The following is a 13,690-nucleotide window of genomic DNA, read 5'->3' as shown; positions in this document are numbered from 1 at the left end:
ATGAGCACCTCCAAAAAACCCTTGGCCATAGTCGCCGCGATCATCGTCCTGGCCTTCGTGGGCTGGGGCTTGTACCAGGCATTCCAGCCGCAGCGCCTGCCTTTGCAGGGGCAGATGGATGCGCAGGAAGTCAATGTCTCGTCGAAAGTGCCGGGCAGGGTGGGCGAGCTGTACATCAGGCTGAGCCAGAACGTGCAAAAGGGGCAAGTGCTGTTCCAGCTGACGAGCCCGGAAGTGGACGCGAAGATCGCCCAAGCGACGGCGGCCACGCAGGCAGCCGACGCCGTGGCGCAAAAGGCGCAAGCGGGCGCGCGTCCGGAAGAAATTGCCGCCGCGAAAGCCAACTGGGAGCGGGCGCAAACGGGCGCGAATATCGCCAAGACTACGTACACCCGCGTCAACAATATGTACGAGCAAGGCGTGATTGCCCAGCAGAAACGCGACGAGGCGCAAGCGCAGTGGCGCGCCGCCGACCAGCTGGCGCAAGCGGCTCGCGCCCAGTTTGATATGGCGCAAAAGGGCGCCCGTCCGGAAGACAAGACGGCCGCCGCCGCCCAGGCGCGCCAGGTGGGCGCCGTGCTGACGGAAGCGCAGATCGCCCTGGCGGAAACGAAGATCGCTGCGCCCGTGACCGGGCAGGTCAGCAAGATCCAGATACAGCCGGGCGAACTGGCGCCGCAAGGCTTTCCCGTAATTACCTTGGTGAACCTCGACGACGCCTGGGCCGTGCTGCAGGTGCGCGAAGATGAAATGGCCGCGTTTGCCATGGGCAGCACGCACACGGCGAATGTGCCGGCTTTGAAACAGCAAGTGAGCTTCAAGGTCAGTTCCGTGGCCGTGCTGCCCGATTTCGCCACGTGGCGCGCGGCGCGCCCGGGCGGCACGGACTTGCGCACGTTTGAAATCCGGCTGCGTCCCGCCATCAAGGTCGAGGGCTTGCGTCCGGGCATGTCGGTCGTGTTTCCACCGCTCTGATACGCGATGAACGAAGCGGATAAAGGGCCGGTGTCGGCGCTGGCGCGCGAGTGGCGGCGGCTGCGCGGCGATGTCTGGGACTTGGGCATGCTCAGCTGGATTCCCGTCGTGCTGTGCGGCATGTTGTGGCTGGTGTTTTCCGCCGGCATCGCGCGCGACTTGCCCATCGTCGTCATCGATAATGATAACTCCACCCTGTCGCGCCAGCTCACGCGCTGGCTCGACGCCTCGCCCGGCATCGAAGTGGCGGCGAAAGTGGCGTCCAGCGACGAAGCGCTGCATCGCTTGCGCGAGCGCACGGCGTTCGGCTATCTGCTGATCCCGAACGATTTCGAACAGAAACTGCTGGGCGGCCGGCAAGCCACCGTGCAATGGCTGTACAACGCGCAGTTTTCCTCGCACGCGGGCGCCCTGCTGCGCGACGTGCGCACGGTGAGCACGACCTTGTCGGCCGGCATCGAGATGACGGCGCGTGCCAAGAAGGGCATGTCGGGCGTGCAGGCGGCGGCCCAGTTCGAACCGATACGCACGACGCTGAACAGTTTATACAATGAAAACACCAGCTATGAAGCATTTCTGACCCTGGCCCTGATGCCGGCCATGCTGCAGATTTTCATCGTCGTCGCCGTCGTCACGAGCATCGGACGCGAGTTGCGCGACGGCACGGTGCCGCAATGGCTGGCCTCGGCCCGTGGCAGCTGGCTGCGCGCCGTGCTTGCCAAGCTGCTGTTTCCCGTGATCGCCTACTGCGCGCTGGCGCTGCTGTATCTGCTGTTCTTCAGCCTGGCGCGTGGCTGGGCCGTGGCGGGCAGCCTGCCGGCCTTGCTGCTGAGCATGCTGCTGCTGGTGCTCGCGTATTGCGGCCTGGCGACCCTGCTCATCGCCGCCACGCTGTCCCTGCGCCTGGCCCTGTCGGGCGCGGCATTTATTACGGCGCCGGCCTTCGCCTTCGCGGGCCAGGCTTTTCCCCTGATGGCCATGCCGGCGCCCGCGCGCGCCTGGGCGGAAGCCTTGCCGCTCACGCACTATCTGCAGCTGCAAACGAAATACTGGCTGGCCGGCGCGCCGTGGCGCTATGGCGTGCAGGAAATGCTGATGTTGGCCGGCTTTGCCATCGGCTGCGGCGCCGTGGGCGTATTCCTGCTGGCGCGCCGCGCGCATGCGCCGGCGGCCTGGGGACGTACATGATCTGGCCGGCTTTTATCGCCACCTGGCGCGCCATGCTGACGGACAAGGGCGCGCTGACCTTGCTGTTTATCGGCGGCATCATTTACTCGTTCTTCTATCCGCTGCCGTACTCGACGGAAATCGTCCAGCGCGTGCCCGTGGCCGTCGTCGACCAGGACCGCAGCGCCATGTCGCGCCAGCTGACGCGCTTTGCCATGGCCCATCCCTCATTGCAAGTGATCGCCGTCACGCCGGACTTGCCCGTCGCACAGGATTTGCTGTGGCGCGACCAGGTCATGGGCGTGCTGATCCTTCCCGACGGCTTGCAGACGGACGTGCTGGCCGGCCGCGCCGCCCATGCGCAGGTGGCGGGCAATGGTTTGTATTTGATGTTGAACAAGGTGGCCTTGAACGGCCTGGCCGAAGTGGTGGGCACGGTGTCGGCCGGCATCGAGTTGAAACGCCTGGGCGCGGGCACGCCATCGACCGTGCAGGCCAGCCAGCAGCGCGCGCCCATTGCCTTTGACGCCGTACCCTTGTTTAACGTCAAGGAAGGCTATGGCGCCTATGTCGTGCCGGGCGTGGCCACCTTGATCGTGCAGCAGACCTTGCTGATCGGCATGACCATGCTGTTCGGCACCTGGTATCAGCGCAAGAGCTTTCCCCTGGCAGGCCGACGCACGGCGGGCGGCTACGCGGGCATGCTGCTGGCATTTGCCTGCGTGGCTTTCCTCAACTGCTGCTATTTCTTTGGTTTCGTCTTCTGGTTCCAGGACTACCCCCGAGGCGGCAACTTTGGCGGCATGCTCTTGCTGCTGGTGCTGTTTTCGCTGGCGGAAGCGGCGTTCGGCATGCTGCTGGGCATGCTGTTCCGCACGCGCGAGCGGGGCACGCAGCTGATGATCGCCACCTCGATGCCCGTGCTGTTCCTGGCGGGCCTGACCTGGCCCGTGTCGTCCATGCCCGTCGTGCTGCAATGGCTGCGCTGGCTGCTGCCGTCCACGGCCGGCATCCAGGGCTTTGTTGCGCTAAATCAAATGGGCGCCTCGCTGTATGAGATCCGCCATGAAGTGGCGGGCCTGCTGGCCTTGCTGCTGGCCTGCGTGGCGCTGGGCTGGCGGCGCTGGCGCAAGCTGGAGGAAACCGTTGTTGATTTGAACAAGGCGTAATGGGAACGATATGCAATAATTTCATTTCCGTAACCCCAGCGAAATGCTGGGGTCGGACCTTGAGGGTCCGACCCCGGTCCTTGGCTTTAGGGGTTGATTCGATGCCTTTTTGATGATTTCTATGTCTGCATTCAATTTGTTCCAGCGCCTGTCCCAAGCCCCCACCAAGCCCAAGGCCGCGCCCGCCGCGCGGCAGTTCGACGTGGCGGACCTGTACCAGGGGCCCATCGCGCTGGGCGCCGAAGGCGAGACGCAAGCGCGGCCCTTCGATGAAAAGCTGCGCCAGGCCTATTTCTGGATCGTCAACCACGCCATCATCAGCCCCCATTACGATATCGAATACAACGACGGCCCGTCGCAGACCTATTCCGTGGGCGACAGCCGCCGTACCCTGAATTTGCCGTCGGCGCAAAGCTATTCGAGTTTTATCTTGCTGCCCCTGCTGACGTTCGCCACGCGCCGCAAATGCCTGTTCGTCGGCGGACCGGGGCGGGGCAAGACGGCCAGCGCCCTGCTGATGGGCGTGCTGGCCGGTTCGACGGTGAAAGAGGTGAAACGCGCCATGCAGCATGGCCACCCGCAGATGACGGTAGCCGACCTGCTGGGAAATCCGCTGCCGGCGGACCTGGTCAACGCGCAAAGCATGGACGATATCCGCATCGCCTGGCGCGCCTGGCTGGGCATGCGCGTGAAGATCGTCGATGAATACAACCGCATCCCCACGCGCACGCAAAGCGCGCTGCTCACCGTCATGGGCGACAATTACGCGGAAGTGCTGAACCATATCTATGAATGCCCGGAAGCGGCCTGGTACCTGACGGCCAACGACGATCAGGGCGGCGGCACGTATCAGGTGATCGAGGCGCTGCGCGACCGGGTCGACGTGACGGTGCAGGCGCTGGCCTTCAATCCCCGCTTCCTGAACGAGCTGCTGCTGCGCGTCGAAGAAAACGTGCGCCCCGAAGAGCTGGTGCCGCCCGATATCATTTTCACGGAAGGGGAGGTGGACCAGATCGGCGTAGCGATCCGCCAGGTGGGCGTGCCCGACGCCGTGCGCCGCCGCCTGGAGTTTTTTGCCAGCCAGTTCGAGCTGTTCGAGACGGCCGGCGGCCAGTTCGAATACATGACCAAGGATACGGCCCGTTTGGCCGGCGCCGACCGGGGCGCCGCGCAGGCGGCCGACAACGGGCGCGACCGCCTGAAGGACCTCGGCTGCCAGACCCTGAACGGCATTTCCGTGCGCACCCTGATGGCGCTCTTGATCTACGCCAAGGCCATGGCTTATTTTCGCGGCAATGGCGAGGTGGAGCTGGAAGACCTGCGCCAGGTGCTGCCGTTTGTGCTGCATAACAAGCTGCAGCCGGACCCGGACGCGCCGTTTTTCGCGCTGCCGGAAAACGCCGCCTACCGCAGCGACAGGCTGGGCTGGCTGCGCCGCCTGTTCGATTTGTGCAACGATGAATTCAACCGCCTGGACCTGGACCGCGACGATCCCGTGGGCGTGCTGTCGGCCGAATTCGACCTGGGCCTCGACGGCGTCAGCGAACGCGAAACCCTAGCGCGCCTGAACCGCATCGAAAAGCTGATCGGCGAACGCACGAAAGGGCGCAAGCTGTACGGCCCCCTGTACGACGACCTGCTGAAATTGAAATACCTGCACCAGCGCTATACCAACTACCGCGGCTGGCTGCGTTCGCAATGAGTATCCATCATTGTCTAGGCTTCCTGGAAGCGCTGGCTCTACTGAATAGTGAAGCCAGTGACCTGTGCGCCAGCTACGAATTGCTGCGCCTGCCCGATGCGCCGGAGATGACCGCGGCGCTGGGCCTGCGCGTGGAAGATCATGCCTTGCACGTCATCGAGCCCGCACGCGACTTGCCGGCCCCCTTGTGGCATATCAAGGCCGCGCCGTGCGCGCGCGCCCATCTGCAACAGGTGTGCCAGCGCTGGTTTTTCTCGTCGCAGCACATGCAGGCGGCGCCACCCGGGCGTTTCCGCGCGCAGCTGGTGGCCGCCTTCCTCGAATCGCTCGACGAGGCGCTGGGCGGTTTTTCCCTGCACGCCGTGACGATGACGCCGCCCGCCGGTTTCTGGTACGCCATCCACTGGGACGAGATCGCGTTCGAGCGCGATGGTGAGCGCTATCTGCTGCATTTTTCGCACAGCGACTGAGGTGCAACGATGATTTCTCCTGCCTTTGCTTCGATCCTTGCCGGCGGCCGCGCCCAGTTCAATGCGCGTGCGGCGGAAGCGCGCCGGCGCTTTCCCTCGCTCGACATGGCTGCCTTCGGCGCCTTTTTGCGCGACGGCGTCGATCCGCTGGTGGTCGCCGTGTCCGCCGCCGCGCCCGAGCGCGCGGGCGGCGCGACCCTGGCCGCCTACGACACGGCTTTGGCGCTGGTGGGCCACGGCCTGGCGGGGCCGGCGGCGAAAAACCCGTTCCTGACCACCGTCTGGCGCGAGCTGGCGCCGCAGTTTGCGCCGCTGCTGGCGACGGCGCCCGTCGACGTGCTGGGCATGCTCAGCAACGCCGCCATCCACATCGCCTTCGTGGCGGGCGCGCGTCCAGCGCAGTGGCAGCGCGAGCTGGCTGCCCTGGCAGCGCAGATCGCCACGGTGGCGCAGCTGCGCGCCGTGGGCCAGGTGCTGGCCTGGCGCGCGGGCGTCGCGCATTTCCGCCAGGGCGCGCTGGCCGCCGCCGACACCTTGCCGCCCGCGCTGGCGCTGGCCGCCTTCGGCGAGCCCGGCGCGCAATGGGCGCAGGTGCGTGCGCAGTTGCTGGACTATCCGTGGCGCGGCAATGCGGATGGCAGGGAATTCGGCAGCTTCAGCGGCCTCGGTGGCGACTTCGCCACGCCGCCGCTGGTGCGCGCCACGGATGACGGTTTCATCGTGCGCAGCGCCGAACGCTATTTCCTGCTGGTGACCGACGCCTATGGCGCCGTGCTGCACAGCGCCACGGCGCAGGAGTTTGATCAGGCGCAAACGGGCGCACCGGCATCCGTGCGCCTCGATGGGGCGACCCTGCATATCGGCGCGCGCCGCATTGCGCTCGATGTACCGGCCGGCGACATCGCCATCGCCGCCAATGCGCATACGCTGGCCGTCACCTCGCCCTGGACGCATGCGATCCGCCTGCTGCCGCTCGCATGAAGACGGACGCCGCCCCCGCCCTGATCGATGCCTGGCGCGCCGCCTGGCCCGAGGCCCTGGCCGTGTGGAGCAAATTTACGCGCCTGCGCGACCCCAGCCTGTGCGCCAGCCATGTCCAGGCCAGCAAGCAGGGCCTGTCCGGCAGCTTCGCCATGATCCGTTTGCTGGACCAGAGCGTGGTGGTGGACTTGCCGCTGGTGACGGAGCTGGGGCTGGACGACTATGCGCTGGAAATCCTCGCCCATGAAATCGGCCACCACATCCTCGCGCCGGGCAGCGCCGGCGACCAGTTTCGCCTGCTGGCGCGCATGCGCCGCGCCTTGCCGACCCTGGAACAGCATGCGCCCATGGTGGCCAACCTGTACACGGACCTGTTCATCAACGACCGCCTGCAGCGCCAGGCGAATCTGCGCATGGCCGACATCTACCGCAAGCTGCAGCAGGGGCGCGAGCCGGCGCCCGATGGCCAGGCTAAGTCCAGCGGCGGCGTATGGACCCTGTACATGCGCATCTATGAAAACCTGTGGCAGCTGAAAAAGGGAGAGCTGGGCGGAGCAGGAGCTGAGAACGAGGCCGACGAGCGCCTGGACACGGATGCCTGGCTGGGCGCGCGCCTGATACGCGTGTATGCGAACGACTGGATGCTGGCGGCTGGCCGCTTCGCCACCTTGCTGCTGCCTTATCTGGTCGACGATACGGACGCCCTGGGCCCCAGCCGCTATCTGCAGGACACGCGCGACGCGGCCCGGGGCTGCCAGACGTATGGCGCGCAGCAGATCGAGGATGACGAGGAGGGCGGCGCCATCCACCCCGTGCACGACAAGCGCATCTCGGGCCTCGATGGCGAGGAACCGCAAGGCGAGGCGCCGGCCAGGCCGGGCGGCGGCCAACTGCGCGAACCGTTCGAGCTGGGCGATATTTTAAAGGCCTCGGGCATCGACCTGAGCGACCATGAAATCGCCATCCGCTATTACCGCGAACGGGCCTTGCCGCACCTGGTGGCGTTTCCCAGCCGCCCCGCGCCCGAGTCGCAGGAGCCGCAGATGGAAGGGCTGGAAGCGTGGGAAGTCGGCGATCCGCTGGAGGAAATCGACTGGCTGCAGTCCGTGATGCAGTCGCCGCGCCCCGTGCCCGGCGTGAGCACCGTGCGCAGGGTCTATGGCCGCGAACCGGCGCGCGCACTCGATGCCGTGCCCGTCGACCTGGACATGTACGTGGACAGTTCCGGCTCCATGCCGAACCCGCAGGCGCACACTTCCTTCCTGACCCTGGCCGGCGCCGTCATCGCCCTGTCCGCCCTGCGCGCCGGCGCGAAAGTGCAGGTGACCCTGTGGAGCGGCAAGAACGAGGTGATGCAGACGCCCGGTTTCGTGCGCGACGAAGACATGATCCTGGGCGTGCTGACGGAATTTTTTGGCGGCGGCACCTGTTTCCCCATCCACTGCCTGCGCCAGACCTATGCGGGCAAGCGCGAACGGCCCGCGCACATCCTGATGATTTCCGACGACGGCATCACCACCATGTTCGACAAGGATGAACTGGGCAACAGCGGCTGGGATATCTCGGCGAAAGCGCTGGCCCGGGGCGGCGCGGGCGGCACCATGGCCCTGAACCTGGAGCACGAATGGGAGGGAGCGGCGAGCCACAAGTGGCTGCAGCAGACCTATGACGACCTGAAACGCGCGCGCCGCGAGCAGGGCTGGGATATCCACGCCGTCGAGCGCTACGAGGACTTGCTGGAATTTGCGCGGGCGTTCAGCCGGCGCCACTATGTTTAAATTACCCCAACGGCTACACCGTGGGTCGGACCCTGAGGGTCCGACCCCGGCAGTTGCATTCTGGGGTTTGCATTCAAAGTAAAATGATGAACACTTCTGGTCCATTGCTCGAAACCTTGACCCACCGCCTGGCCGACACGCCCGTCGAATTCCTCGCCGAACCCCGCATCGCCGGCGTCGCCAATGCGCAGGCCGTGGCGGTTGCCGCGCTGGTCAACGACATTGTGCTGCTGCATGGCGCGCGCGCGCCGGCCGCGTCGCTGCAGGGCTTTCTCGGCGCGCAGGTCAAGGCCGACCGCAACCGGCTGGCGCTGGCCATGATCCTGTGCTGGCTGCTGGCCGACGACTGGTTCATCAGCCAGCAGCTGCCGCAGCAGGACTTGCTGCAAGTGCTGGGCGAGGCGGCGCGCGAACTGGCCGCCAGTACGCCGGCGCACCAGTTCACGCAAGACCCGGAGCGGCGCGAGGAACTGGCGCGCATCGTGCTGGCGCGCCTGGGCTTTCGTCCGCGCGACGAAAGCGTGGCGCAGGCCACGGACAGATTGTCCGCCATCAGCGGCACGGAGCGCCGGCGCCTGCTCGAAGCGAGCCGCCTGGCCGAGCAGCGCGCGCGGGAAATCCGCGAGGCGCTGGCGAAGAAGGCGGCCGAGGAATCGGCCGACAAGTGGTCGCGCGAATGACGCTCGCTGGCAAACCTGACGCCAACCTGCCGGGCGGCGCCTGGGAATCGGACCGCGATTACTGTCCCACCCTGACGCCGGCGGGCGCGCGCATGCTGGAAAAGCTGCGCAGCCATCCCGCAGCCCCCCGTTACCGCAACCGCAGCGGCAACAAGCTGCAGGCCGGGGAAGTGGCGGCCTTGCACGCGTATGAGCGCGAGGTCATGGACGCGGCCATAGGCTGGAGCGCCGCTGCGCCGCCATCCTGGCTGCCGGCTTTTCTCAGGGACGTTTACGCTGGCGTGCCGTATTACCGCGCCTGCGGTTCGCCCCCCGCGCATCTTGCCGATGTGGCGCCCGTCAGCCGCGCCGAGCTGGCGCACGATATCGCCGCCTTCGTGCCCGACGATGCGGACCTGGCGCGCATGATCAATTTCCAGACCACGGGCACCACGGGCCACCCGCTGATGATCGCCTCGCACCCGCTGGTGGCGGGGCGCTACCTGGCCTTCCACAAGCGAGCGCTGCGCCGCTTCGGCGTCACCCTGCGCCATGGCGCGGGACAGGTGGGCGTGATGCTGCTGGGGCACCAGCGCCGCTGCTTCACCTATGTCTCCGTCACGCCGACCATGCACGAATCGGGGCTGGCGAAGATCAACCTGCATACGGACGACTGGCGTGACCCGGACGACCGCGCGCGCTACCTGGACGCGATGGCGCCCGAACTGGTCGCGGGCGACCCGATCTCGTTCGCGGAACTCCTGACCCTGCCCATGGCGCACCGTCCGGCCGCGCTGCTGTCCGTCTCCATGATGCTGTTGCCCGGCATGCGCGCGCGCCTGGAACAGCGTTTCGGCTGCCCCGTGCTCGACATTTATTCGCTCAATGAAGTGGGGCCGGTGGCCGTCTACGACGAGCGGGCGGGCGGCCACGTGCTGCTGCAGCACCGGCTGTACGTGGAAATCCTCGACGCGGACGGCCGGCCCGTGCCAGAGGGCGCGCGCGGCGAAATTACCGTGACGGGCGGTTTTAACTTTTGCCTGCCCCTCGTGCGTTACCGCACGGGCGACTACGCCTCGCTCGCGCATGGCCCCGACGGCCCCGTGCTGGTGGGCCTGGCAGGCCGCAGTCCCCTGCGCTACAGGACGCTCAAGGGCGAGTGGATCAACAATATCGACATCACGCACGCCCTGAAACCGCTGGCCATCGCCCTGTTCGGCGTGCACCAGCATGGCGACGGCGCCGTCGTGCTGCGCCTGGTGCCGAACGCCATGCCGCTGGCCGGCCGGGCGCGGGCCTTGCTGGCGCCCTTTTTCGGCGCCATCTCGGTCGAGACCCTGCTGGCGGAAGACAAGATCATTCAATACACCTCGGATTTACAGGAAGCAGTGGCATGAATCTTTATAAACGCGGCCTCGTGGTGGGCAAATTTTGCCCGCTGCACCTGGGCCATGAACTATTGATACAGCGCGCCACGGACGCCTGCGAAGAACTGCTGCTGGTCAGCTACACCAAGCCCGAATTTCCCGGCCTGGAACCGGCGCGCCGGGAACGGTGGCTGCGCGCGCGCTTCCCGCAGGCGCACATCGTGGCGCTCGACGATGCGCGCCTGGCCGCCCTGTGCGCGGCGCGCGGCGTGCCGGCGCGCGCGCTGCCGCACAACGACGCCGATGGCGACGACCATCGCCACTTCATGGGCTGGCTGTGCTGGACGGTGCTGGACTTGCCCGTCGATGCCGTCTTCACCAGCGAAGACTATGGCCCCGGCTTTGCGCAGGTGCTGGAGCGGCATTACGCAAGCGGGCCGGTGGCGCACGTGAGCGTGGACCAGGCGCGAACCCTGGTGCCCGTGTCCGGCACCCTCGTGCGGCAAGACCCGCAGGCACACGGAGCTTTCCTGTCGCCCGTCGTGCGCGCCGATTTTGTGACGCGCGTGTGCGTGCTGGGCGGCGAATCGAGCGGCAAGAGCACCCTGGCGCAAGCGCTGGCGGCGCATTTCGATACTTGCTGGGTGGCCGAATATGGCCGCGAGCTGTGGGAAAGTCAGGATGGCGTACTGCACTATGACGATCTGCTCAGGATAGGCCGCGAACAGCTCAAACGCGAGGCGCAGGCGGCCATGACAGCGCGGCGCTGGCTGTTTTGCGACACCTCGCCGCTGACCACGTACTTTTACTGCGTCGAGATGTTCGGCAAGGCCGAGCCGGAACTGGCCCGGCTGGCCGAACACCATTACGATCTGGTCGTGCTGTGCGCGCCCGATTTCCCCTTCATCCAGGACGGTACGCGCCGCGACGAGGATTTCCGCGCGCGCCAGCACGCCTGGTACCAGGCGGAGCTGGCGCGGCGGGGGATCGCCTTTGCTATCCTCGGCGGCAGCGTGCGGCAAAGGATCGCGGCGGTGGCCGGGCTGCTGCAGCGGCACTGAGCCGAGCCGCTGCAGCGGGCCGGGATACCGTCTGCTGCTACAGCGGCCGCACGGGGATGCAGATTTCGCAGGAAAATTCGCCGGTGGCCGGGTCCATCGCCGTGGCGGCGGAAAAGCGCTCGAAGCAGGGGCGTTCGTCCCATTGCAGGCCGCTGGACGGCAGCCATTCGCGCGTCATGCGCGTCCACGCGTCGGAGATGGCACTGGCCGGCCCCTTGAATTGCGCCACCGCATAGCGCCCGCCCGGCAGGGTGGTGAGGCTGGCCCGTCCCGCTGACTGGAACGAGTCCGGCACGGCAACGCAGGCGTCGTAGCGGCATTTGTCCGGCGGCGTGATACTGGGATCGTCGTGGCCGATGCCGTAGCAGGTGGCGTCGCCCAGGCCGTGCGACTGCATCCATGGCGCGACGGTGTCGCGCCAGAAGGCGCTGATGGCGGGGCCGTAAGGGCCGATGTGGCGCTGGCAAGCGACGGTGGCGGGCGGCAGGTCGAGGATGGTGACTTGCATGGGACTCTCTCTATCAAGTGGATGGGAGTGCCCATGGTGCGGGAAGTTCGGCCCGTTTTCCTGATCGCCATTGCGCATGGCCTGATCCGGATTGCTATCTTGCCGGCGCAGGCGCATGGCCGTGAGCATGGCGGCGTTCTTTGCGGCGACGCCGGCGCGCCAGGCCGTTGGCGTGCAGCCGAATTTCAGCTTGAAGGCGCGCGCAAACGCTTCGCCGGAACCGAAGCCCGTCGCCAGCGCAATGTCGAGTATCGCTTCGCCGGGGCGGGCGGCCAGCCGCAAGGCGGCCGTTTCCAGGCGCCGGCGGCGCGCATAATCGCCCAAGGTTTCGCCCATCCAGGCGGCGAACACGCGGTGAAAGTGGAAACGTGAAAAATGCGCGACGTCGGCCAGCTGCGCCAGGTCCAACGGCGTGTCGAGGTGGCGGTCGATGTGGTCGAGCACGGCGTTCATGCGGCGCGCATATTCGGCGCGGAACAGGCCGGATGCCGGCTGTTCAGGGGGAATAGGAGGGGAAGACATGGCGCCGATTATGGCATGAAGTCCCCTCCGGGGGGCGTGTGCCTCAGGCCGCGTTCAATGCCTGTTCCAGGTCTTCGCGCAAGTCGTCGATATGCTCGATGCCCACGGACAGGCGCAGCATGTCTTCGGACACGCCCGCCTTGGCCAGTTCTTCTGGGTTGAGCTGGCGGTGCGTGGTGGAGGCCGGATGCGTGGCCAGCGACTTGGCGTCGCCGATGTTGACCAGGCGCGTAAACAGCTGCAGGGCGTCGAGCACGCGGGCGCCGGCCGCGCGCGGGTCTTCGCCTGCCGCCAGCTTCAGGCCGAAGGACAAAATGCCCGAGGCGCGGCCATGCATGTATTTTTTCACCAGCGCGTGGTCCGGGTGGTCTTCCAGGCCCGCGTAATTGACCCACGCGACTTTCGGATGGTTTTTCAGGTGTCTGGCCAGGGCCAGCGTGTTGTCGCAGATGCGGTCCATGCGCAGGGCCAGGGTTTCGATGCCCTGGATCAGCTGGAAGGCGGAGAGCGGCGAAATGGCCGCACCCATGTTGCGCAGCGGGACGACGCGCGCGCGGCCGATGAAGGCGGCGGGACCGAACGCTTCCGTGTAGACCACGCCGTGGTAGGACACGTCCGGCTCGTTCAGGCGCTTGAAGCGCTGCTTGTGCTCGGCCCAGGGGAACTTGCCGCTGTCGACGATGGCGCCGCCCACGGTGGTGCCGTGGCCGCCCAGGTATTTGGTCAGCGAATGGACGACGATGTCGGCGCCATGCTCGATGGGGCGGAACAGATAGGGGCTCGGTACCGTGTTATCGACGATCAGCGGGATGCCGTGCGCGTGCGCGATTTCGGCCAGCTTGGCCACGTCCGTCACATTGCCCAGCGGGTTGCCGATCGATTCGCAGAAGATGGCCTTGGTGCGGGAGTCGATGAGGGCGGCGAAGGTTTCGGGCTGGCGCGCATCGGCGAAGCGCACTTCGATGCCGATCTGCGGCAGGGTGTGGGCAAACAGGTTGTAGGTGCCGCCATACAGCTGGCTGGCGGAGATGAAATTGTCGCCCGCCTCCGCGATGGTCTGGATCGCGTAGGTAATCGCCGCCATGCCCGAGGCCACGGCCAGCGCGGCCACGCCGCCTTCGAGCGCCGCCACGCGCTTTTCCAGCACGTCCTGCGTGGGATTCATGATGCGCGTGTAGATATTGCCGGCCACCTTGAGGTCGAACAGGTCGGCGCCATGCTGGGCATTGTCGAATGCGTAGGCCACCGTCTGGTAGATGGGGACGGCGGCGGCCTTGGTGGTCGGGTCGGGGGTGTAGCCGGCGTGCACGGCCAGGGTTTCGATTCTCATG

The 13,690-nt window shown here is 66.6% G+C and carries 12 protein-coding genes; 10 read left to right on the top strand and 2 right to left on the bottom strand.

Annotated elements, in window-relative coordinates; all coding sequences use genetic code 11:
• The 10 genes from AC07VI_RS26695 to AC07VI_RS26650 all read left to right on the top strand — a co-directional run bounded on the left by AC07VI_RS26695 (position 1) and on the right by AC07VI_RS26650 (position 11,329).
• Entirely contained in the window at positions 1–975 is a 975-nt protein-coding gene (locus AC07VI_RS26695) for an HlyD family secretion protein (protein ID WP_492993504.1), read from the top strand.
• Between the two features lie 6 nt (positions 976–981).
• A complete protein-coding gene (locus tag AC07VI_RS26690; protein WP_492993506.1) occupies positions 982–2,163 on the top strand; it encodes an ABC transporter permease in 1,182 nt (393 codons plus the stop codon).
• Complete coding sequence (locus AC07VI_RS26685) at positions 2,160–3,311, top strand: ABC transporter permease (protein WP_086147628.1); 1,152 nt, start codon at positions 2,160–2,162, stop codon at positions 3,309–3,311. The genes AC07VI_RS26690 and AC07VI_RS26685 overlap by 4 nt, the downstream gene beginning before the upstream one ends.
• A 121-nt stretch (positions 3,312–3,432) precedes the next feature.
• Positions 3,433–5,013, top strand: coding sequence for an AAA family ATPase (locus AC07VI_RS26680; RefSeq protein ID WP_492993508.1), 1,581 nt, complete (start codon positions 3,433–3,435; stop codon positions 5,011–5,013).
• Positions 5,010–5,483, top strand: a complete 474-nt coding sequence (locus AC07VI_RS26675; protein ID WP_139842601.1) for a hypothetical protein — start codon at positions 5,010–5,012, stop codon at positions 5,481–5,483. The genes AC07VI_RS26680 and AC07VI_RS26675 overlap by 4 nt, the downstream gene beginning before the upstream one ends.
• A gap of 9 nt (positions 5,484–5,492) precedes the next feature.
• Complete coding sequence (locus tag AC07VI_RS26670) at positions 5,493–6,464, top strand: hypothetical protein (protein WP_492993510.1); 972 nt, start codon at positions 5,493–5,495, stop codon at positions 6,462–6,464.
• Entirely contained in the window at positions 6,461–8,242 is a 1,782-nt protein-coding gene (locus AC07VI_RS26665; protein ID WP_086147624.1) for a vWA domain-containing protein, read from the top strand. The genes AC07VI_RS26670 and AC07VI_RS26665 overlap by 4 nt, the downstream gene beginning before the upstream one ends.
• A gap of 83 nt (positions 8,243–8,325) precedes the next feature.
• On the top strand, positions 8,326–8,922 hold the full coding sequence (locus AC07VI_RS26660; protein ID WP_086147623.1) for a hypothetical protein: 597 nt from the start codon (positions 8,326–8,328) through the stop codon (positions 8,920–8,922).
• A complete protein-coding gene (locus AC07VI_RS26655) occupies positions 8,919–10,298 on the top strand; it encodes an AMP-binding protein (RefSeq protein WP_099419911.1) in 1,380 nt (459 codons plus the stop codon). Before AC07VI_RS26660 ends, AC07VI_RS26655 begins: the two co-directional genes overlap by 4 nt.
• Complete coding sequence (locus AC07VI_RS26650; RefSeq protein ID WP_492993513.1) at positions 10,295–11,329, top strand: AAA family ATPase; 1,035 nt, start codon at positions 10,295–10,297, stop codon at positions 11,327–11,329. The genes AC07VI_RS26655 and AC07VI_RS26650 overlap by 4 nt, the downstream gene beginning before the upstream one ends.
• Positions 11,330–11,366: 37 nt before the next feature.
• Here AC07VI_RS26650 and AC07VI_RS26645 read toward each other — a convergent pair whose 3' ends face one another.
• Positions 11,367–12,359 carry an AraC family transcriptional regulator gene (locus AC07VI_RS26645; protein WP_216356394.1) on the bottom strand — a complete coding sequence of 331 codons (993 nt, stop codon included), beginning with the start codon at positions 12,357–12,359 and terminating at the stop codon, positions 11,367–11,369.
• 43 nt (positions 12,360–12,402) lie between these two features.
• Positions 12,403–13,689, bottom strand: coding sequence for an O-acetylhomoserine aminocarboxypropyltransferase/cysteine synthase family protein (locus AC07VI_RS26640; protein ID WP_086147619.1), 1,287 nt, complete (start codon positions 13,687–13,689; stop codon positions 12,403–12,405).
• Position 13,690 lies beyond the last annotated feature (1 nt).

Source organism: Janthinobacterium sp. GW821-FHT03A03 (assembly GCF_059421435.1).
Note: the sequence above shows the minus strand (reverse complement) of the source record. Positions and strands in the feature narration are given on the sequence as shown.